15 protein-coding genes and 1 tRNA gene are annotated in these 20817 nt (G+C 67.5%); 8 read left to right on the top strand and 8 right to left on the bottom strand.

Annotation, left to right across the window (positions count from 1 at the left end):
• Positions 1-13: 13 nt before the first annotated feature.
• The 6 genes from AC1MH0_RS11365 to AC1MH0_RS11340 form a co-directional block, all read right to left on the bottom strand.
• The gene (locus tag AC1MH0_RS11365; protein ID WP_480962864.1) at positions 14-1090 is read right to left on the bottom strand and encodes a lipocalin-like domain-containing protein; all 1077 of its coding nucleotides are present in this window, start codon (positions 1088-1090) and stop codon (positions 14-16) included.
• A complete protein-coding gene (locus tag AC1MH0_RS11360; protein WP_480962863.1) occupies positions 1090-3636 on the bottom strand; it encodes an FtsX-like permease family protein in 2547 nt (848 codons plus the stop codon). The genes AC1MH0_RS11365 and AC1MH0_RS11360 overlap by 1 nt, the downstream gene beginning before the upstream one ends.
• Positions 3626-4312 (bottom strand): ABC transporter ATP-binding protein, encoded by a 687-nt coding sequence (locus AC1MH0_RS11355; RefSeq protein ID WP_480962862.1) that lies wholly within the window; start codon positions 4310-4312, stop codon positions 3626-3628. Before AC1MH0_RS11355 ends, AC1MH0_RS11360 begins: the two co-directional genes overlap by 11 nt.
• Before the next feature lie 63 nt (positions 4313-4375).
• Entirely contained in the window at positions 4376-6583 is a 2208-nt protein-coding gene (locus tag AC1MH0_RS11350) for a penicillin acylase family protein (protein ID WP_480962861.1), read from the bottom strand.
• A gap of 119 nt (positions 6584-6702) precedes the next feature.
• Positions 6703-6777 (bottom strand) — tRNA-Gly (locus AC1MH0_RS11345).
• Positions 6778-6969: 192 nt separating this feature from the next.
• Positions 6970-9921 carry a TonB-dependent receptor domain-containing protein gene (locus tag AC1MH0_RS11340; protein WP_480962860.1) on the bottom strand — a complete coding sequence of 984 codons (2952 nt, stop codon included), beginning with the start codon at positions 9919-9921 and terminating at the stop codon, positions 6970-6972.
• A gap of 360 nt (positions 9922-10281) precedes the next feature.
• On the opposite strand from AC1MH0_RS11340, the gene AC1MH0_RS11335 reads away from it, so the two are divergent.
• From AC1MH0_RS11335 to AC1MH0_RS11305, 7 genes are all read left to right on the top strand, one after another.
• Positions 10282-11064 carry an ImuA family protein gene (locus AC1MH0_RS11335; RefSeq protein ID WP_480962859.1) on the top strand — a complete coding sequence of 261 codons (783 nt, stop codon included), beginning with the start codon at positions 10282-10284 and terminating at the stop codon, positions 11062-11064.
• On the top strand, positions 11033-12502 hold the full coding sequence (locus tag AC1MH0_RS11330; protein ID WP_480965732.1) for a Y-family DNA polymerase: 1470 nt from the start codon (positions 11033-11035) through the stop codon (positions 12500-12502). The genes AC1MH0_RS11335 and AC1MH0_RS11330 overlap by 32 nt, the downstream gene beginning before the upstream one ends.
• A gap of 13 nt (positions 12503-12515) precedes the next feature.
• Positions 12516-16028 (top strand): error-prone DNA polymerase, encoded by a 3513-nt coding sequence (locus AC1MH0_RS11325; protein WP_480962858.1) that lies wholly within the window; start codon positions 12516-12518, stop codon positions 16026-16028.
• Positions 16029-16117: 89 nt separating this feature from the next.
• The gene (locus AC1MH0_RS11320) at positions 16118-17014 is read left to right on the top strand and encodes a tetratricopeptide repeat protein (protein ID WP_480965731.1); all 897 of its coding nucleotides are present in this window, start codon (positions 16118-16120) and stop codon (positions 17012-17014) included.
• The gene (locus tag AC1MH0_RS11315) at positions 17011-17652 is read left to right on the top strand and encodes an LON peptidase substrate-binding domain-containing protein (protein WP_107954135.1); all 642 of its coding nucleotides are present in this window, start codon (positions 17011-17013) and stop codon (positions 17650-17652) included. Before AC1MH0_RS11320 ends, AC1MH0_RS11315 begins: the two co-directional genes overlap by 4 nt.
• 38 nt (positions 17653-17690) lie before the next feature.
• Positions 17691-17837 (top strand): hypothetical protein, encoded by a 147-nt coding sequence (locus AC1MH0_RS11310; RefSeq protein WP_480962857.1) that lies wholly within the window; start codon positions 17691-17693, stop codon positions 17835-17837.
• Between the two features lie 2 nt (positions 17838-17839).
• Complete coding sequence (locus AC1MH0_RS11305; RefSeq protein ID WP_480962856.1) at positions 17840-18025, top strand: Trm112 family protein; 186 nt, start codon at positions 17840-17842, stop codon at positions 18023-18025.
• 10 nt (positions 18026-18035) lie between these two features.
• Here the strand turns inward: AC1MH0_RS11305 and AC1MH0_RS11300 are convergent, their stop codons facing one another.
• Both AC1MH0_RS11300 and AC1MH0_RS11295 read right to left on the bottom strand, forming a co-directional pair.
• Entirely contained in the window at positions 18036-19202 is a 1167-nt protein-coding gene (locus AC1MH0_RS11300; protein ID WP_480962855.1) for an alpha-hydroxy-acid oxidizing protein, read from the bottom strand.
• Between the two features lie 26 nt (positions 19203-19228).
• Entirely contained in the window at positions 19229-20038 is an 810-nt protein-coding gene (locus AC1MH0_RS11295) for a class II aldolase/adducin family protein (protein ID WP_480962854.1), read from the bottom strand.
• Between the two features lie 95 nt (positions 20039-20133).
• Here AC1MH0_RS11295 and AC1MH0_RS11290 point away from each other — a divergent pair, with 95 nt between their 5' ends.
• On the top strand, positions 20134-20799 hold the full coding sequence (locus AC1MH0_RS11290; protein ID WP_480962853.1) for a Crp/Fnr family transcriptional regulator: 666 nt from the start codon (positions 20134-20136) through the stop codon (positions 20797-20799).
• Positions 20800-20817: the final 18 nt, after the last annotated feature.

The raw sequence follows: 20817 nt of genomic DNA, 5'->3' as shown, positions 1-20817 counted from the left end.
AAATTTTGCGCGCTTACATTTCCAGCGCGCGCTCGTAGCCGGTGAGTTCGAGATAGCCGCGACCGCCGCGGGTGCGGACTGCGCCCTCCCAATAGACCGGCAGGCCGCTGCGACGGGCGTCGAGTTCCTGCGCGGCGAACATCGGTACGAGGCGCCAGCGCTGGATGCCGCCCGCGATGCGGACGCTCAGTTCCTGCGAGACGGGGTAGAGCGCGCCGGTCGCCCTGCTCCGCCATGTCGCGAGCGGGCGGAAGGCGACGTCGTTGGGGCCGAACACCGTCATGCCGCCATCGGCGCGACGGAGCGAGCCGCCCGTCCAGACCGTGCCGCCGCCCTTGCGCCGGATGCGGAACGCCATCAGCGCGGAGCCGTCGTCGAAGTTGAGCCCGGTCCAGTCCCAGCCTTGCGCGGCGGGGGCGAGGTAGTTGGACGACCATTCGCGGTCCAGCCACGCCTCGCCGGTCACCGCGACCGTTCCGCCGCCTTTGCGGACGCGGCCGGTCACGCGCAGATGCGGCACCGAGTAATAATAGCTGGCTTCCTCGGGGCGTGCTCCCTTGCGGCTATAGCCTCCGATTCCCTGAGGCAGGGGAGGCTGGGTCGGCTGGAAATCTAGCGCGAGGCCGAAGCCATCCGCGTTTACACGCGTCGTCCAGCGGCCATTCCCCGCGCGGCGCAATCGCCAGTCGCGGATCGCGACGTCGGCATCGCCCGTCCGCGCCTGCGCGAGACCGAAGCCTTCGCGAGCCGCCTGCTCGCCGTGGAGCAGCTTGCCGGTGGTCGGATCGGACAGCGCTGCGTGCGCGAACAGGACCTGGCGTGCGGCGAACGGGCTCGGGTTGCGCGGATCGACCGGCGGGCGCGTGCGGAAGAACGTCACCTGGAAACCGAGATCCTTGCCATCCTCGGTCCGCAGCCAGCCGGTGACATACCACCATTCGGTACGAAACGCCGGGTGCGCGCCGTGATCCGCGGGGAAACGCAAGCTGATCCCCGGCCGCACGACCGGATAGGGGGCGGGCGGCGTGGCGGCGGGCGCGGCGACACCGATCGCGGCGATCCAGCCGAGCAGGGCCCAAGGTCGCAGCATCACCAATCCTCCCGCACCGACTGTACCGCGCTCTTCGCCGTCGCGCGCCGTCCCGCGAGCATCGCGGTCGCCGCCGCCGCACCCGTCAACGCGATCGCGACGCCGATCAGCGTGCCGACCGGGATGCGGGTGGTCATCGTCCAGTTGAACGACTGCGGGTTGATGACGTGGATCAGCACCTGCGACAGGACCAGCCCGAGCCCGATCCCTGCAAGCGCGCCGGTGAGCCCGACGATCGCACCCTCGGTGGCGAGCATCCTGGTGAGCTGGCCGCGGGTGAGGCCGAGATGCCGCAACATCCCGAACTCGCGTTCGCGCGCGATCGTCTGCGCCGACATCGTTGCCGCCACGCCCGCCAGCCCGACCAGGATCGCCACCGCCTCCAGCAGATACGTGACCGCGAAACTGCGATCGAACAGCGTCAGCGCGAGTTTCCGCAGCGTCGCCGGCTGGCCGACTTCGACCTGGGGACGCAGGTCGGCGGGCAGGCGATCGGTCATTGCACGGGCGACCTTCGCCGGATCCGCACCGGGCAGGATCGTCGCGGAAATCTCGTCGCGGCGATCGTCACCGGTGAGGCGCTGGTAATCGCCCTCGTCGATCAGCACCGCGCCCGCCTGGCGTCCGTAGTCGCGCCATATGCCGGCGACGGTGAACTGCGTGCGGCCGGCGATCGGCAGCGTGATGCGCTCGCCCGAATTCCAGCCGTACAGGCGGTGTGCGGGCTCCGAAACCCAGATCGGCAGCGCGTCCTTCGGTACCGGCGGCCCGCGATCGATCAGCACCAGCAACGGATCGCGGCCACCGCGCTCGGGTCTTGCGATCAGGCTGACGGGTGGGCGATCCGCCGCGATAGTCAGCGGGATCTGGCGACTGAAGGCGAGGCGGGCGATACCCGGCGTGCCTGCGATACGCGTGCGGGTCACCGGATCGAACGTCGCGCCGGCGGTGGTGCGCAGATACAGGTCTGCGCCGAGCACCTGGTTCAGCCACTCGTCGACCGCGCCGCGGAAGCTGGTCACCATCGTCGCCATCGCGATCATCAGCGCGGTCGAGGCGACGATCCCGCACAATGCGGTCGCCGCTTCGCCCGGCGCGCCGTGAAGGTGACGAACTGCGAGCAGGCCGGGCACGCTGCCCCGCGTCCGCCTTGCCAACGGGGTCAGCAGCGTGCGCGCGAACCACGGCACGCCCGCGACGCCGCCCGCGAGCATCAGCGCCATCCCCAGGAAACCGAACAGCGGCAGCCCGGCGATCGCAGGCAACAGCGACGAGGCGCCTCCGGCGACGAGTAGCGCGGCGGCAGGCCACCACGCGACCGGCCGCCGTGGATCGAGTACGTCGCCGGCGTTCTTGAGCGCTGCCGCCGGTGCAGCCCGCGCCGCGACGCGGGCGGGCAACGCGCTGCCGAGGATCGCGGCGAGCAGGCCGAGCGCGAAGAACCCGATCGCGGCGCCGGGCTGGATCACGACGCGCGCGGTGCTGCCGCCGAAATAGCCCGCACCGAGGTCGCCGCCGAACCAATGGAGTGCCGCCCATGCCAGGCCGTACCCTGCCGCCAATCCCGCCGCTGCGCCGACCAGTCCGATCGCGAGCCCCTCGATCACGACCGCGGCGATGATCCCGGCGCGCGGCATGCCCAGTGTCCGGAGCAGGGCGAACGCGCGTTGCCGCCGCACCACCGACAGCGACTGCGCCGAATAGACGAGGAAACCGCCGGTCAGCAGCGCGACCAGCGCCAGCATGTCGAGATTGACGCGGTACGCACGCGACAGGGCATCGCCCTGCGCGTTCTGCGTTTCGGCGGTCGACAGGATAGCGTCCGCAGGCAGGATCGCGCGCAACGCCGGCTCCGCGATCGCGCGATCCGACAGCGCCAGGTCGAGCCGATCGATCCGCCCTAGACGCCCGAACCGCCACTGCGCCGCGGCGATATCCATGACGCCGACCGCGGTCGATTCGTCCGTCGCCGGCAGCGTGCCCGCCACCCGCAACGGCACCGACCGGCCATTGGCGACGACGACCAGCTGAGTTCCGATCTTCGCACCGACCTGGGTCAGCGCCGCACGCGACAGGAACAGCGCGGACTCGTCGAACGCCGTATCGTTGCCGGTATCGGGACCACGCGGGCGGATGCCGATCAGCGACGGCGTCACCGTGGCGGCACGGATCACGTCGACGCCCAGCAGGGTCAGCCGGGCCTTGCCGATCCGCGCATCGAGGCGAAGCACCGGGCTGGCATCGCCGACGCCATCGGCACGCGCGACGCGGGGATAGAGCCGTTCGTCGAAGCCGAGCGGGCTGGTCGCGCGGACCGACAGTTCGGCGGCACCGCTGACGCCGCGCATCGCGCCGTCGAACGACGCCAGCGCCGATCCGTTGACGAGATGCACCGCAAAGCCGAGCGCCACGCCGACCGCGATCGCGACCGCCGTCAACAGGAAGCGGGCAGGGTGGAACCGCCACTCGCCCGCGATCAGCCAGCGGAGTCCCAGCCGTCCCGACCAGAGCCCGGACCCGGACGTCAGGCCGATCTCAGGCGCCACGCCGCTCCACCAGTCCCTCGGCACCCAGCGTCAGCACGCGGTCGGCGATCGCCGCGCTCGCGTCAGAATGCGTCACCATCACGCCCGCCGCGCCATTGCCACGTACCGCATCGGCGAACAGCGACAGCACGCGCGCGGCGGTCTCCGGATCGAGGTTGCCGGTCGGCTCGTCCGCGAGGATCAGCGCGGGGCGGTGGACGAGCGCACGGGCGATCGCCACGCGCTGCAGCTCGCCCCCCGACAGGTCGCGCGCATAGCCGTCGCCGCGACCGTCCAGGCCGACCGCATCGAGCATCTCTTCCGCGCGCGCGGATGCCGCGGCATTGTCCGGCGAAACGAGCGCCAGCGGCAGCGCGACGTTCTGGCGCAGTGTTAGATAGGGGAGGATGTGGAAGGCCTGGAACACGAAGCCGATCCGCTCGCGCCGCAACCGCGTCCGCGCGGTTTCGTCGAGCGTGCCGAGGTCGATGCCGTCGATCGCCACGCTGCCCTCGTCCGCCTCGTCCAGCCCGGCTAGGATGTTGAGCAAAGTCGATTTGCCGACCCCGGATTCGCCGATGATCGCGACCAGTTCGCCCGCGCCGACCTCCAAATCCAGATGCCGGAACAACCGCCGCGGACCCGGTACCGACTTACCGAGCGCACGGACCGCGAGAAGGGGAGGGGCGTCAGGCATATCAAGTCCGTGCAATAGCTTGGGTGGCGCCGCAAGCACCGACATCGCTGGATATGCGGTAGATCAGTAACCGGGCCGATAGGTTCGTTCGACGTGCCCCGCGAGTTCGTCGGGATGGAAATAGACCGGCCGCAACCGTCCCTCGGCATAGCGCGCTACCTGGTCGGCAAAATGCGGCGATCGGACGTCGCCGCTCTGGCCGCCGGCCATGACCGCCATCGCCTTCACCCGCGCGCCGAACTCGACCACCGCGACGAAGCTGTTGCCGCTGCTGCCGTAATAGCGTTTCGTCCCCGGCCACGGCTTCGCGCCGAACGACGCGAGGCTGCCCCACTGCGCCGAGGTGAACGGCACAGGGGTAGAGGCGCGGCTGTCGTCGAAATGCGGTGCGATCGAATCGTCGAGTCGCTGGAAGCGGTTGATGTCCTTCCACGGCGTCCGCCAATCGCCGAAATCCTGCTTGAGCCGAGTGATGGCCGTGCTCAGCGCGGCGAGCTTCGTATCAGGGCCGACTCGCGTGGCGATATAGTCGGGCACGTTCAGCCTCTCCGCCTGCGCGAAGCTGCCGACCTCGCGCCACAATTGGTCGCCCCAGAAGACCGCGAGGCTGGTCGCGGTGGAATCATAGGCCCAGCGATGGTCCCAGCGCTTGAGCAACGCGATCGGTGCGGCGAGCGCGGGGCGACGCGGATCGCCCGCGGGAAGTGCCTCCCACGCCGCGACCAGTCCGGGCAGCAATCGCGCAAAGGCGGGGAGATAGGGATCGAACGCGGCGGCCCGCAGCGTGTCGGGTGTCCAGCCGGTCTTCCCCGTCAGCAACAGGTCGGCATGGACGCCCCGCGCATTGCCGCCGACCTGGTCCATATAGCGCGGATAGTCCGCCACCTTCGGACTGTCCGGGCCCGCCGCGCTCCACGGCCAGTCGTTGGTGTTGTGCGCCCACCCTATGCGCGGGTTGAGCACGCTCGGCAGGCTGGGGAGCGTATGCAGGCCATGCCAGTCGGTTGCGGGGTCGCTGCCGTCGACCGGGCGGGTATAGTCGAAGCGATCGTCGCGGATCGGCATGAACTGCGGCATCAGGAACGCGATCTCGCCTTTGCTGTCCGCGAACAGCGTGTCGTTCGACGAATTCGCCTTCAGCGCCGCGACCTTCATGTATCCTGCGAGATCGGTCGCCTTGGTCCGAAGGTAGCTTTGCTCGAGCGCGGGCACCGGGCGCCACATCAGCGCGGTGGCGATCCATTTGCCGGCCTTGGTCGCGACGATCGGGCCGTGATGCGTGCGATAGGTGGTGAAGCGGCGCTCGGCCATTGTCCCGTCGGGCTGGCGGACACGGAGCATTATGGTGCGTGCGACGACCGGCCGGCTCGTCTTGCCGTGGCGATAGGCATAGCCGCCGCCACGCCGCGTGATCCGTTCGGCGAACTCATCGACGTTGTCGACCGTCGCCGACGTGTGCATCCACCCGGCCTTCGGATTGAAGCCCTGGTAGACGAAGAACTGGCCCCAGTTGCTGGCGCCATACGCGTTCAGTCCCTCGTCGCTGGTCATCTGCGCCTCGGACCGGAAATAGAAGCTGGTGTGCGGATTGATGAGTAGCAGCGCGTGACCGTTCGCGGTCAGCCGGGGCGCGATGGCGATGCCGTTGGAGCCCGACGGCTCGCGCGGGATCATCCCGAGTTCTTCCGGCGTCGGGGGGGTAGGCTGGCCGTAGAAGGTCTTCAGGTCGCTGAGCGAGATCCGCTCGATATCGCCGCCGATGCTGCCTTCGGTGAAGCTGAGCGCCATCCACGGCTCGAACCGGGTCAGTACGCGGGGCTTTGTCTGCGGGTGCGTCGCGAGATAATAGTTCAGCCCGTCCGCCCAGGCCTGCATCAGCGTGCGCAACCATGCCGGGCTCGCGGCATAGTCCGCCTTCAGCGTGGTCGGGTCGACGAACAGCCGCTGGCGAAGATCCGCCCAGACCGCGTCCTCGCCCATGTCAGCGCCCGCCGCCTCGGCGGTCCGGCCGAGCGCGGTCAGGTAATTCGCCTCGATGCGCGGGAAGTCGTCCTCCGCCTGCGCATAGATCATTCCGAACACCGCATCGGCATCCGATCGGCCCTTGATGTGCGGGATGCCCCAGTCGTCGCGGGTGATCGTCACGCGCTTGGCCTGCGCCTGCCATCGTTGCATGTCGGTGGGCGCAGTACCCGGTGCTGCCGAGGAGGGGGCGGCCAGCAGCAGGGCCGACAGGATCAACGGGTGACGCGCGTGCCGAGGGATTGCCATGCGCCGAGCGTAAGGCGAGCGCATGGGAAATGCCATGTGTAGTGATGGTGATGAAGATGGTGGGTCGAAAAGCTGAGGCTCTGTCGCCTCGCGCTGGACCGCTGTTTTCCTGAGAAAACTGGAGCGGGCGAAGGGATTCGAACCCTCGACCCCAACCTTGGCAAGGTTGTGCTCTACCCCTGAGCTACGCCCGCTCTGGCGCCTATGTCTCCGGTCTGAAGCGACACGGTGACTGGGTGAGGCGCGCTGTTAGCCCGGTGTTTCCGGGACGGCAAGCGCCTTCTGCGTTCTTCGTGTAAAATTCTGACGGGTGTTTGGTTTGGAGGGCATGAAAAAGGGGCGGACGTTGCCGTCCGCCCCCGAGGTTTTCAGGCCGATACAGCCGATCAGAACTGGAAGTTCGCGCCCACCCGGATCGTCCGGCCGACCGCACCGATCTGCGTGTAGGTCGGGTTGTAGTTGACCGCGGCATAATTGCCCGCGTTCAGCGGCGCCTTCTGGTCGAGCAGGTTGACGACGTTGAAGTACAGGTCGAACTTGTCGTTGACCTTCACGTTGCCGGTCAGGTCGACGTCGACGAAGTGCTTCACGTGGCAGTTGAAGTTGGGGTCCGTGCCGCCATAGGTGCTGCCGCCGTCGCAGTCGGTGGTGCCGAACTGGTCGTACGCAACGGCCTTGTAACCCGAGGTGTAATAGGCCGTCGCCGTGAGCGTGTACGCCTTGTAGTCGATGCTGTTCTGCCAGTTGCCGCGCCAGGCCGGCGTGCCCGCGCCCGACGAGGTGATGTACGGCGCCTGCGTACCGACGAAATCGACGAACGGATCGGCATCGCTCTGCTTGAAGTCGTAATGCAGGATGTAGGTGGCCTCGGCGCGGCTGGTGAAGTGGAAGTCGTCGCTCGGCTTCAGCTGGACGAGCGCCGAGAAGTCGAGCCCCGAGGTCTTGAGCGCGGCTGCATTGGCATAAGGTGAGTTGACGAACAGCGCGCGGGTTGGGGCGTTCGGATAGGACGGATCGATCGCGTCGGGCGTCACGCTGTAGCCGGCCGGCAGCGCGGTGCCCGCGTAATAGGCGGCGAGTGCCTGGTTCGAGAGCGGCCCGCCGGTGATCACCCGCGTCTTCTTGATGTTGTAGTAATCCGCGGTGAAGCTCAGCCAGCGGAGCGGCTGGACGACCACGCCGCCGGTGAAGCTGCGCGACAGCTCGGGCTTGATGTCGGGGTTGCCGGCGGTGTTGAAGCCGATCGAATAGGACTGGTTGTACGCACTGCCGCCCGAGCAGCTCGTGCCGGTGACCGTGGCGCCGTGCTGTGCCTGGAGCGAGCAGGGCGGGGTGGCGGCGGTGAAGCCGACCACCGAACCCGACGTCTCGGCAAAGCTCGGTGCGCGGAAGCCCTTCGAGAAGGTGCCGCGCAGCGCGACCTGGCGGATCGGCGTGAACTTCACGCCGATCTTCGGCGAGAAGTGGCTATAGCCTTCCGAATAGTGATCGAAGCGGCCCGAGCCGTCGATCTCTAGGCTGGTGAGGATCGGCGCGTTGACCTCGAAATAGGCCGATTCGACGGTACGGTTGCCGACGGCCGAGAACTGGTTGAGGTTGATCGTCGTGAAGTCCGGGTTCTGGCTCGGATCGTTCTGCGCCTCGTAGCGGACCGACCCGCCGACGCCGAGTTGCAGCGCGCCACCCGGAAGCTGGAACAGGTCCTTGGTGATGACGCCCTGAACCATGTCGAGATCGCTGGTCGCCTGCGAGCGGACGGTCGGCGAGACCGCGGCACGGACGGCCGCGGTGTTGAGCTCCGGATTGACGAAATTATAGCTGCCGCTGGTGATCGCGGTCTGCAATCCGGCGAGGTTCAGATAGCCGTTCTGTGTGATGTCGAGCCATGAATGCGCCGCGGTGATCGTGGCGGAATAACCCCAGCCCTCGCCGAACTGGCCGTCGATGCCGGCCGCCGCGCGGATCACGTGGTTCTTGTACTCGGACGAGCTGGCGATGTCGCCGAACCGGTAGCGGATCGCAGCCGGCGTATTAAACGGGTTGTTGGGATTGTCAGTGCCGTTCGCCAACGTCGCCGGCAGGACGATGTTCTGCGTGTTGACCGGATTGGCCGAACGGATCAGCGACGGGCTGCCCTGCGACTTGACGTCGTTCTGGAAATACGACGCAATCAAATACGCTTGCGTCTTGTCGTTGATCTGCGCGGTGCCGTGGACGGTGACGCCGAACCGGGTCTGCTCGGGCTGGATCTGGCCGTATTGCGAAACGAGGTTCTGCTCGCAACCCTGGTCGATGAAGCCGGTGCCAGAGCGGGGCGTGGTGACGAGCGTCTGCCCGGCAGCGCAGCCATTGGGGTTGAGCACCTGGAATGCGCCGGTAGCGAGGCCGGTACCCGACAGGATATTACCCGGCGTGGTCTGCGTGGTGGGCGCGACGACCGCGCTGGTCGTACTGCTCGGTGCGACCGAGCCCGCATTGTTGTTGTCGCCGCCGATCGAGGTCAGGTCGGCGGTGTTGTATGGGAAGCCGCGGTTGCGATTGTAGATCGCGTCGTTGTGCTGATATTCGCCGCTGACGTAGAAGTTGAAGCCCTGCTCCTTCAGCCGTCCGGTACCGAGCGTCAGCGTCGCGCGCTGGCTGCCGCCGTCGCCGCGCTGAGTCACGCCGCCCTCGACCGTGCCGTACGCGCCGACGATCTCCTTCTTCATGATGATGTTGACGACGCCGCCGATCGCGTCGGCGCCATAGCTCGACGAGGCGCCGTCTTTCAGCACTTCGACGCGGTCGACGATCGCGTTGGGGATGGTGTTGAGGTCGACGAACGAGCGCTGGCCATCATCCGCCAACGGATAGTTGGCGGTGCGCACACCGTCGATCAGCGTGAGCGTCGAGTTGACGGTCAGGCCGCGCAGCGACACCCCCGACGAGCCCGCGCCGAAGCCGTTGGTGAACGACGTCGGGACCGAACCGCTGCTGTCGGCGGAGATCGAGCGCACTGCGTCGGACACGTTGTTGATGCCGGCCTTGGCGAGCGAGTCGGCGGTCAGCACGGTGACCGGCGACGGCGTCTCGGTATCGGTGCGGCGGAACAGCGAACCGGTGACGACGATGTCCTGCGGCTGGTCGACCTGAGCAGCGGAAGGAGGGGCGGCGGTCGGTGCCGATGTCGGGGCAGGCGAAACGTCGCCCTGCGATGGAGTCGAGACGGACGTGCCCGGCTGGACCTGGGCATCCTGCGCGAACGCCGGTGCGGTGCCGATCAACCCGGCGAAAGCGAGTGCCGAAAGCGCCGAGCTACGAAGCAGCGTCGGCCGGACAGCGATGGTGGTGGTGGTCATGGCAAGCAATCTCTTACTAGGCCCGTCTCCACCCTATCCAGGGTGTCATCGAGCGCGTTCCGGAACGGCCACAGCACCCGGGGAGGAATGTGGCTCGGCAGGAGAACTGCGGCCATGTCTTATAACTGTAAATAAGTGAGATCGGGCGCTCGTGAGATCGCCGATTCGGTGTCGCAGCAAAGACACGGTTCCTGTCGTATTTTTCATGGACGCGTCACAGTGGCGGACGAAGTGTGCATCATTTGCGAGCGACCGAAATGCCCTGTTGCGCGTAATTTTCGCGTCGATGCCGGCCTGAGATCGATCGCTGAAAAAGATTCCGCTTGGCGACTCCGTCGATAGAACATTACAAGAACAATTGTGAACGACTCGTCTGCCCTGATCGCCCGCCTGAAGCGGATCGCCACGACGGGGATGCCGACTCAAGGGGATGGCCGTGCGGACGATGCGTGGCTGACGCAGGGGATGGCGAAGGCGCAGTTGCACGAGGTTTTTGCGACGGTCGACGATTCGGCGAGTGGCGCCGGCTTTGCCGTCGCTTCGGTTCTGGCGGCGCGTGGGGCACCGGTGATGTGGTTGCGGACCGAGGCGAGCGAACGCCAGGGCGGCCGGCTACATGCGACCGGGCTGGTCGAGATGGGTCTCGACGTGTCGTCGCTAGTGCTAGGGCTGGTCGAGGACGAGGCCAGTCTTTTGCGCGCCGCCGCCGATGCCGCGCGGTGCCATGGGCTCGGCACGTTGCTGATCGAATCCTGGGGTCGTGCGCCGAAGATCGACCTGACCGCGACACGCCGGCTGATGCTGGCGGCCGAAGCGTCGGGCGTGACCATTCTGAGCCTGCGCATCGGCGCCGAACCGGTGCCGAGCGCTGCCGCATCGCGCTGGCAGGTGGCCGCGTGCCGCTCGCGTCCGCTGGAGGCCGACGCACCGGGCAAACCTGCCTTCGACATCGAATTGCTGCGTCGACGCGGAGGCCAGGCCGGGCTTCGCTGGCGTGTGGAGTGGGACCGTGACGCGTACATCTTCGACCAAACCGCCTTCGCCTCTGGTAATTCCGCGGCGCTACCTGGCGCTGGTGTTTCCGTGGCTGCCGATCGAGCGGCTGCGGACGATGCGGCCGCATCTGTTCGTCGGACGGGCTGAGACGCCGATCGCGTTCGTCGAGACGCTGTCGGGCGGGGTGCGGCTGAAGGCGCTCGACCGCGAGGCGGTGCGGGCGGGGCTTCAGCCGGGGCTGACGTTGGCGGATGCGCGGGCGCGGGTGCCCGAACTGGAGGTGTACGAGCATGACGCGCACGCCGATCACGAATGGCTCGAGCGGCTCGCGGACGGGTGCCAGCGGTACACGCCGTCGGTCGCGCTCGACGAACCCGATGGGCTGATCCTCGATATCGCCGGGTGCGTGCACGAGTTCGAGGGCGAACGGCGATTGGCGGCCGATCTGGAGGAGCGCCTTGCGCGCCGCGGGCTGCTGGTGCGGCATGCGTTCGGCGACACGCCCGATACGGCACGCGCGCTGGCGCGATTTGCGGGGGCGCCTGCACCGGATGAGAAACGCGCGGTGAAGCGGTTGCCGGTGGCCGCCTTGGGACTCGACGAGGATGCGACGACGGCGTTGTCGCGCGCCGGGCTGAAGACGGTCGGCGACGTGATGGCACGGCCGCTTGCGACGATCGCGGCGCGGTTCGGCGAGGAGGCGGCGATGATGATCCGCCGGCTCGATGGGTCGGTGAAGGGACCGATCGTCGCGCGACGCACCGTGGCCAAGATCGGTGTCGAACGGCGCTTCGCCGAACCGATCGCGCGCACCGAATACGCACTGGAGATGCTCGCCGAACTCGCCACCGAAGCGGCGGTGCAGCTTGCCGACCGCCACGAGGGTGGACGAAGGTGGGAGGCGCGCCTCTTCCGCGCCGACGGCCTCGTCCAGCGGCTGCGGATCGAGACCGGCCAGCCGACACGGGACGTGGCGCTGTTGATGCGATTGTTCCGCGAACGGATCGACAGCCTCGCCGATCCGCTCGATCCGGGGTTCGGCTATGATCTTGTCCGGCTCGACGTCGCACTGGCCGAGAAGCTCGATGCATCGCAGCTGAAGCTGGAGGGCGGCGAGGCACAGAAGGGGGAGGTCGCGCAACTCGTCGACCAGCTCGGCACGCGGCTGGGGCGGGCGCGCGTCCGCCGGTTCTCGGCACGCGACAGCCACATCCCCGAACAGGCCGAGCTGATGCTGCCGGCTGCCGAGGCGCCAGCCCCTACGGCGTGGATCGCCCCCGAGACTGGCGAGCCGCCGCTCCGCCCGATCTACCTGTTCGACCCGCCGCAACCGATCGAATCAATGATGGCCGAGGTCCCCGACGGCCCGCCGCACCGCTTTCGCTGGCGCCGCACCGTCCACGACGTCGCGCACAGCGAAGGCCCGGAGCGGATCGCCGGTGAATGGTGGCGGCGACAGGACATCCCGACGCGCGACTACTACCGCATAGAAGACCGCCGCGGCCGCCGCTTCTGGATCTTCCGCCACGGCCTCTATTCCGAGATGGAGGCCCCCCGCTGGTATCTCCACGGCGTGTTCGCATGAGCGGCGCGGCGCCATGACGGGGTTCGCCGAGCTCGTTGCGGCGACAAACTTCTCTTTCCTCGACGGCGCGAGCGATGCGGGCGCGATGGTCGGGCGCGCGGTGGAGTTGGGCCTAGCCGGTATCGGGATCGCCGATCGCAACACCGTCGCAGGCGTGGTTCGCGCGCACCAGGCGTTGAAGAAGGCGAGCGACGGTCTGCTCGGCATGGCGATGCCGCCGGTCGATTTCCGGCTGCTGGTGGGTGCCCGGCTCGTGTTCGAGGACGGGACGCCGGACATCGTCGTCTATCCCGCGACGCGGCGCGGCTGGGGGCGGTTGACGCGTTTGCTGACGGTCGGCAATCGCCGCGCCGAAAAGGGCGGGTGCATCCTGGGGCTCGGCGACCTGATCGCGCATCATGCCGACATGATGCTGGTGGTGATGCCCGAAAGCAGCGCGCGCGGGGCGACGCCCGTGTCGCCGCTGCCGGAAGGCGATGCGCTGCCGCAAAGACATGCGCGCGACCTGCCGACGATCCTCCAGGCGGTGAAGCGGCTGGGCGCGAACTCGGTATGGTTCGGTGTGACGATGCCGCGTGGCGGTCGCGATCGGCGACGGCTGGCCCGGCTCGGGCGGATCGCCGATGCGGCGGGCGTTCCGGTGCTCGCGACCACCGACGCGCTCTATGCCTATTCCGACGACCGCGACCTGCACGACATCGTCACCTGCATCCGCGAGCGTACGACGATCCACAAGGCCGGGCGCCTGGTGGCCGCGAACGGCGAGCGGCATCTGAAGCCCGAGACCGAGATCGCCCGGCTGTTCCGCGACCGGCCCGACGCCGTGGCGCAGAGCGCACGGCTGCTGTCGCGGATCGCCTTCACGCTCGACGACCTGAAATACGAATATCCGCACGAGCCGATTCCGGCGGGATGGGAGGCGCAGGATTGGCTCGAACATCATGTCTGGCAGACTGCGCTCGAACGCTACGACTACCGCGTGCCGGAAAAGATGCTGAAGCTTCTGTACGAGGAGTTCGCGCTGATCCGCGAGCGCAACTACGCCTATTACTTCCTGACGGTGCACGACATTGTCCGCTTCGCCCGCGCATGCGATCCGCCGATCCTGTGCCAGGGGCGCGGCTCCGCCGCCAATTCGGTCGTCTGCTACCTGCTCGGCGTCACTTCGGTGGATCCGATGAAATACGACCTGCTGTTCTCGCGGTTCGTGTCGAGCGAGCGTGACGAACCGCCGGATATCGACGTCGATTTTGAGCATGAACGGCGCGAGGAGGTGATGCAGTACATCTATCGCCGTTATGGCCGCGACCGCGCTGCGATCGCCGCGACGGTGATCCATTATCGCCCCAAGAGCACGGTGCGCGAGGTCGGCAAGGCACTTGGGCTCACCGAGGACGTGACTCAGCGGCTGACCAGCACGGTGTGGGGCAGCTTCTCGAACCGGTTCCAGGAACAGCGCTTTGCCGAGACCGGCTTCGACGTCGACAATCCGGAGATCGCCCGCCTGCGCGAGATGGTCGACCGGCTGCTCGAATTTCCGCGTCACCTGTCGCAGCATGTCGGCGGGTTCGTGCTCACCCAGGGCCGGCTCGACGAGATGGTGCCGATCCACAACGGCGCGATGGACGACCGCACCTTCATCGAATGGGACAAGGACGATATCGACGCGCTCGGGTTGATGAAGGTCGACATCCTCGCGCTCGGGATGCTGACGTGCATCCGCAAGGCGTTCGATCTCATGCGGGTGCATGGCCACGGCGATCACCTGCTCGACACGATCGCGGTGGCCGAGGACCCGCGGGTCTACGACATGCTGTGCAAGGGCGACAGCATCGGCGTGTTCCAGGTCGAGAGCCGCGCGCAGATCAACATGCTGCCGAGGCTCAAACCGCGCGTGCTGTACGACCTGGTCGTGCAGGTCGCGATCGTCCGGCCGGGGCCGATCGAGGGCGACATGGTGCACCCGTATCTCAGGCGGCGCAGCGGCAAGGAGGTCGTCGACTATCCCTCGCCCGACCCGAAGTTCGGGCCACCCGACGAATTGCGGCAATTGCTCCGCTTCACCTATGGCGTGCCGCTGTTCCAGGAACAGGCGATGAAGCTGGCGATCGTCGCGGCGGGGTTCACCCCGAACGAGGCGAACCAGTTGCGCAAGTCGATGGCGACGTTCCGGAAGGTGGGCGGCATGAACAATTTCCAGGCCAAGCTGGTCGGCGGGATGGTCGCGCGCGGCTATCAGGCGGAGTTCGCGGACCGGTGTTTCAAGCAGATCGAGGGGTTCGGTTCGTACGGGTTTCCCGAGAGTCATGCGTTGTCGTTCGCGCGCCTCGTCTATGTGTCGTCGTGGATCAAATGCTTCCACCCGGCGGTGTTCTGCTGTGCGCTGCTCAATTCGCAGCCGATGGGGTTCTACGCGCCGGCGCAATTGGTGCGCGATGCGGTCGAGCACGGGGTGACCGTCCTGCCGGTCGATGTGAATGCGAGCGCGTGGGATAACTTGCTTGAGTCCTCCCCGCTACGGGGAGGGGGACCGCGTGAAGCGGGGTGGAGGGGGACTTCCGCGAACGTATCGCTTGCGGCTGTCCCTGTTCGAGGCGCCGCGTTTTCGGCTGCCACTCTTCAAAGCGGTAGTTTTGCGGCGCACCCCCTCCACCATCCTGCGGATGGTCCCCCTCCCTGTGCGGGGGAGGATTTGCGGCTCGGGTTTCGACAGGTCGACGGGTTTCGGGAAAATTGGGCGGACGAGATCGTCAAGGCGCGGGCGATCGCACCGTTCGCCAGTATCGAGGACCTTGCCCGTCGCGCGAACCTGCCGCAGCGGGCGATGAACCTGCTCGCCGATGCGGATGCGTTCCGCTCGGTGGCGAAGGAGCGGCGCGAGGCGTTGTGGGACGTGCGCCGGACGCCGGCCCAGCAACTCGCGCTGTTCGCCGCCGCGGATGCGCCCGAACTCGGCGCGGAACCCGACGCACACTTGCCGGCAATGCCGCTCTCCGAACAGGTCGCCGCGGATTACCAGACGACGCGGATGTCGTTGAAAGGCCACCCGATGGCGTTCCTCCGCGAACGCTTCGCCGCCGAGGGAATCCTGTCGAGCGCGCAGGCCAACGCGACCAAGGACGGGCGGCGCGCGAAGGTCGCGGGCGTCGTCCTGGTCCGCCAGCGGCCGGGCAAGGGCAATGCGATCTTCGTGACGATCGAGGACGAGACCGGGATCACCAACGGCCTGATGTGGGCACGCGACTTCGAGGCCAATCGCCGCGCGGTGATGGCGTCGCGGCTGATGGTGCTGGAGGGCGTGATCCAGCGCAGCGAGGAAGGCGTCACGCATCTGATGACGTCGCGGGTGCAGGATCGCACCGACATGCTACGGCTCTTGTCGGAGGATCACGCGCTGGAACCGCCGCTCGCCCGCGTCGACGAGGTGATCCGCCCGGTCCTCCCGCGCGGCCCGGACGGACGGACGCCGCGCGCGATGCATCCTCGCGACGTGCGCGTCCTGCCCAAGTCGCGCGACTTCCATTGAGCGCGGCGTTATGAAGGTGGCATTCGACACGAGCGCCCCCCAGATAGCGCACTAGAATTACACGGGAGTTGAACTTGGCCACGCTTGGAATGTCCCCCGCGGAGAAGGACGCCGTCGAGGCGTTCCGTCGCGACGTCGTCGAACCGTCGATGACGAAGCTCGTGATCATCGATTTCTGGGCGGAATGGTGCGGGCCGTGCAAGGCACTGACGCCGACGCTGGAGAAGGTCGCCGCGGACTATGCCGACAAGGGCGTTGTGCTGGCGAAGGTCGATACCGACAAGAACCAGTTCATCGCCGCGCAATTCCAGATCAAGTCGATCCCGACCGTCTATGCGATGTTCCAGGGCCAGCTTGTCGCCGACATGACCAGTGCGCGCACCGAATCGCAGCTACGGGTGATCCTCGACCAGTTGCTCAAGCAACTGCCGATCGAAGCCGGCGCAACCGACGCGTTGCCCGACGTCGAGCCGTTGATCGCGATCGGTGAAGAGGCGCTCGCGGCCAATGACGGCGAGCGCGCGCTCGGGATTTTTCGTGAGATCGCGGAGATCGCGCCCGAGCATCCGCAGGTCCATGCCGGCTTCGTCCGCGCGCTGGTCGCGACCGGGCAGCTCGACGAAGCGACGGACTGGCTGGCGAACCTCGATCCCGCGATCGCCAAGGACCCGGCGATTACGCGCGCACAAGCGGCACTCGCACTCGCGCAGTCGGCGCCGCCGGTCGAGGATTTGTCGCCTCTGCTGGCGGCGGTCGAGGCGAACCCCGACGACCTGCAGGCCCGGTTCGCGCTCGCCAACGGCCAGATGGCGGCGAACGACCGCGATGCGGCGGCGGACACGTTCCTCGGCATCATCGCCACCGAGCGCGACTGGAACGAGGGCGCGGCGCGGACGCAGTTGCTGAAACTATTTGAAGTCGTCGGGCTCGAAGACCCGTGGGTGTCTGGACAGCGACGCCGCCTGTCTGCGATCCTGTTCGGATGACGACTGAGTCCGCCCCCCCACGCGCCACCACGCGACTGTCGATCTTCCCGTTGCCGGGGGCGCTGCTGTTCCCCGGCATGCACCTGCCGCTGCACATGTTCGAGCCGCGCTATCGGGCGATGATCAGCGATGCGATGGCGCGCGACCGGCGGATCGGCATGATCCAGCCGCGGGGCGGACCGCATGACGACGCGGATGCGCTGTACGACATCGGCTGCGTCGGCAAGATCGCCGAGGTCGAGGCGCTCGACGACGGGCGCTACAACGTCGTGCTGGAAGGGATCGCGCTGTTCCGGATCGTCCGCGAACTCGACGTGACGACCGCGTTCCGGCAGGTCGAGGCGGAGTTGCTGCCGTTGATCGAGGACGACGCCCTGTCGCTCGGCCGCCGCTCGTCGCTCGAGCTGGAGTCGCGCCGGTTCGCGGACATGCAGGGCTATGCGGTCGATTGGGATGCGGTCGGCCGGCTCGACGACGAGAGCCTGGTCAACGGCATCGCGCAGATCGCGCCGTTCGATGCGGCGGCGAAACAGGCGTTGCTCGAGGCGCCGAACATCGAGCAACGCGCCGAGCTGATCATCCAGCTGATGCAGTTCTTCGGGCGCCACGACGGCGACGAATCGGTGACGTTGCAGTGACGTCGCCCAACAAGGGGCGTGCGCACGGTGCCGTAATGATGATCGGCATGTTCTTCGCCAATCTGTTCGATCCGAAGAAGATCACCGCGATCGAACACGTCGCGACGCAGCGGCGGATCGGCAGCGAGGCCAGTCGTATTGCTCAGGCCGCCGCCGCGCCGCCGTTACGCGGGGAAAGAGTTTGACGATGAAGCCCCTGGATCCATGGCTGCTCCAACGTCTCGTCTGCCCGGCAACGCGCACGCCACTCCGCTACGACGAGCCCGCGCAGGAACTGATTTCGGATGCTGCCGGGCTCGCGTATCCGATCCGCGACGGCGTGCCGGTGATGCTGGTCGAGGAAGCCCGCCGGCTCGACGAGACCGCCGCCTGATCGTCTTGCTTCAGTACCCCGTCCGCGTCGCGCCGGCCTCCCGGACGGCGGCGAGCGTCGGGTAGCCGTTCACGGCCATCAGCAGGTCGGCTTCGGCTAGGATGCACTTCAGCACATGCGCCGCGCCATTCGCGCCATCGAGCGCGAGGCCGTAGGTGTAGGGCCGGCCGATCCCGACCGCGGTGGCACCGAGCGCGAGCGCCTTGACCACGTCGCTGCCCGACCGGACGCCGGAGTCGAACAGCACCGGCACGGCCCCGCTCGCCTCGACCACCGCGGGCAGCATGTCGATCGCGGCGATCCCGCCATTCGCCTGGCGACCGCCATGGTTCGAGCAGTAGATCGCGTCCGCCCCCAGATCGATCGCGCGCCGCGCGTCGTCGGGATGACAGATCCCCTTCAGGACGATCGGCAGCGACGTCATCGATCGCAGCCACGGCATGTCGTCCCACGTCAGGACCTTGCCGAACGTCCCGGCCCATTGCCGCACTGCCGCGGGCAAATCCTCGCGCGGTGGCTTGGCAAGCATCGCGCGGAAGACCGGGTCGCTGAAGTAATTCTCCAGCACATGGCCGCGCAGTTGCGGAAAGTTCGCGACGTTCAGGTCGCGCGGGCGCCAGCCGGTCACCCAGGTGTCGAGCGTGACGACGATCGCCTTGTATCCCGCCGCCTCGGCACGGTGGACGAGGCTCTCGGCCAGCGGCTTGTCCTTGGGCGTGTAGAGCTGGAAGAAGCCGGGCGTGTCGCCCATCGCCGCGGCGACGTCTTCGAGCGGATCGTTCGACAGCGTCCCCTGGACTAGCGGGACACCGGTGATCGCGGCGGCACCGGCGGCCGCGATGTCGCCATGCCCGTCCTGCGTACAGATCCCGTTGATCCCTACCGGGCTCATGAAGATCGGGCTGGGCAGCGTCAGCCCGAAAAGGTCGATCGACAGGTCGCGGCGCATCGCATCGACCATCATGCGCGGCGTCATCCCCCAATGCTGGAAGGCATCGGCATTCTGGCGCTGCGTGAACTCGTCGCCGCATCCACCCTGGAGATAGCCGAGCACCGCGGGCGGCAATGCCGCCGCCGCCCGTGCCTGCAGCGATGCGAAATCGACCGGGACTTTCGGGAGTACACCGGCCAGCCCGGCGAAATAGATCTCGTTCTGGTAATCGCCGTAATGCGGCATGCGTTGCCCTCCGAACGTCTTTGCGATCAGTCCCGATAGCCGGGATTGACCCGGTCGAGCTTGCGCAACAGCGCCGGCCAGGCGAGCCCGTCGGCGAGCATGCGCATGCCGGCGCCGCTCGATTGACCCTCGACCTTCTCCGCGACGCCCTGGTTCGGGTTGTTCAAATTCTCGCGCCCGACGCTCAGCATGAGTACCTGTGCCTCGCAGGCGCGTTCGAGGAAATACATCCGCAGGAACGCCTGCGGCACCGACTCGCCCACCGTCAGCGTGCCGTGATTGCGCAGGATCATCGCGTTCTTGGTGCCGAGATCCTGCACCAGCCGCTCGCGTTCCTCCAGTTCCGTCGCGATGCCCTCGAAGTCGTGATAGGCGACGTCGTGCCCGGCGATCATCGCCGTCTGCGTATGCGGGAGCAGCCCTTCGGCCATCGCCGACACCGCCTGACCGTGCGGGGTGTGGAGATGCAGCACCGCCACCGCATCGTGGCGCGCCGCGTGGACCGCCGAGTGGATCACGAAGCCTGCACGGTTGACCGGGGCAGGGGTGTCCATGACCTTGTTGCCGTCGACGTCGATCTTGACCAGCGACGACGCGGTGATTTCCTCGAACATGTGCGTGTACGGGTTGATCAGGAAATGATGCTCGGGGCCGGGGACGCGCGCGGACAGATGCGTGAAGATCAGATCGTCCCAGCCGTAGAGCGCGACCAGCCGGTACGCGGCGGCGAGATCGACGCGCAGCGCCCATTCCTCGGCCGATACCTGGTCCTTGATCGTCGTTTCCGCCGCCGTCGTCATCGCCGTCGGTTCCATCGCCTTCAATGCCGTTGCCATCATCCGCCTCCTTATGTTTGCGCCCTTGTACGACCGGCCTTCGACAAACTTTGTCTCGATGGTGACAATCTCGAAATTTCGCCTAGCCTTGCGCGATGCACGATCCGGATCACGCGATACTGGCCACCGATAGCTGGTTCGGCGCGATACCGGCGGGCCGTCGTGAGCGCCTGTTGCAGGAGGCGCGAGTCGAGGTGCTGGAGAACGGCGCGCGGATCTACGGCTCGGGTGATCCGCCGAACGGGTTGTGGGCGGTTCTGGATGGACAGGTCCGGCTGAAGGGCTTGTCCGCCAATGGTGCCGAACTGCTCGCGCTGATCGTGCGGCCGGGGACGTGGTTCGGGGAATTGTCGACGCTGGATGGGCATCCGAGGCCGCACGACGCTACGGCGTTCGGCGTCGCGCGACTGCTGCATGTGCCGGTGGCGGCGTTTGCGCGGGCGGCGGCGGCGGACCCAGAGCTTTACCGCGATCTCGGGCTGCTCGTGTGCGCGCACCAACGCACCGCCTTGCGGTTCATCGCGCAGAGCGTGGGACAGTCGATCCGGGTGCGACTGGCGCAGGCGCTGATGCGCGCGTCGCAGGCGGGGGACGGTCGGATCACGATCCGGCAGGAGGAACTAGCCGGCGTCGTCGGTATCGCGCGCCAGACGCTCAACCGCCACCTGAAGCGGTTCGAGCGCGATGGCCTGGTCGCGGTCGCCTATGCGCAGGTCCGTATTCTCGACCTGCCGGGCCTGCGCGGCGTCGTCACCGAATAGGGCATCGCCAAGCGCTTC

This window comes from Sphingomonas sp. AP28 (assembly GCF_056680455.1).
This window is presented reverse-complemented; position numbering and strand designations above follow the sequence as displayed.

What these genes read in the sequence shown, in the direction of transcription:
- AC1MH0_RS11365 (WP_480962864.1), bottom strand. Translation starts at nt 1,090, where the DNA reads ATGCTGCGACCTTGGGCCCTGCTCGGCTGGATCGCCGCGATCGGTGTC.
- AC1MH0_RS11355 (WP_480962862.1), bottom strand. Translation starts at nt 4,312, where the DNA reads ATGCCTGACGCCCCTCCCCTTCTCGCGGTCCGTGCGCTCGGTAAGTCG.
- AC1MH0_RS11350 (WP_480962861.1), bottom strand. Translation starts at nt 6,583, where the DNA reads ATGGCAATCCCTCGGCACGCGCGTCACCCGTTGATCCTGTCGGCCCTG.
- AC1MH0_RS11340 (WP_480962860.1), bottom strand. Translation starts at nt 9,921, where the DNA reads ATGACCACCACCACCATCGCTGTCCGGCCGACGCTGCTTCGTAGCTCG.
- AC1MH0_RS11330 (WP_480965732.1), top strand. Translation starts at nt 11,033, where the DNA reads ATGCGGCCGCATCTGTTCGTCGGACGGGCTGAGACGCCGATCGCGTTC.
- AC1MH0_RS11325 (WP_480962858.1), top strand. Translation starts at nt 12,516, where the DNA reads ATGACGGGGTTCGCCGAGCTCGTTGCGGCGACAAACTTCTCTTTCCTC.
- AC1MH0_RS11320 (WP_480965731.1), top strand. Translation starts at nt 16,118, where the DNA reads ATGTCCCCCGCGGAGAAGGACGCCGTCGAGGCGTTCCGTCGCGACGTC.
- AC1MH0_RS11315 (WP_107954135.1), top strand. Translation starts at nt 17,011, where the DNA reads ATGACGACTGAGTCCGCCCCCCCACGCGCCACCACGCGACTGTCGATC.
- AC1MH0_RS11310 (WP_480962857.1), top strand. Translation starts at nt 17,691, where the DNA reads ATGATCGGCATGTTCTTCGCCAATCTGTTCGATCCGAAGAAGATCACC.
- AC1MH0_RS11305 (WP_480962856.1), top strand. Translation starts at nt 17,840, where the DNA reads ATGAAGCCCCTGGATCCATGGCTGCTCCAACGTCTCGTCTGCCCGGCA.
- AC1MH0_RS11300 (WP_480962855.1), bottom strand. Translation starts at nt 19,202, where the DNA reads ATGCCGCATTACGGCGATTACCAGAACGAGATCTATTTCGCCGGGCTG.
- AC1MH0_RS11295 (WP_480962854.1), bottom strand. Translation starts at nt 20,038, where the DNA reads ATGGCAACGGCATTGAAGGCGATGGAACCGACGGCGATGACGACGGCG.
- AC1MH0_RS11290 (WP_480962853.1), top strand. Translation starts at nt 20,134, where the DNA reads ATGCACGATCCGGATCACGCGATACTGGCCACCGATAGCTGGTTCGGC.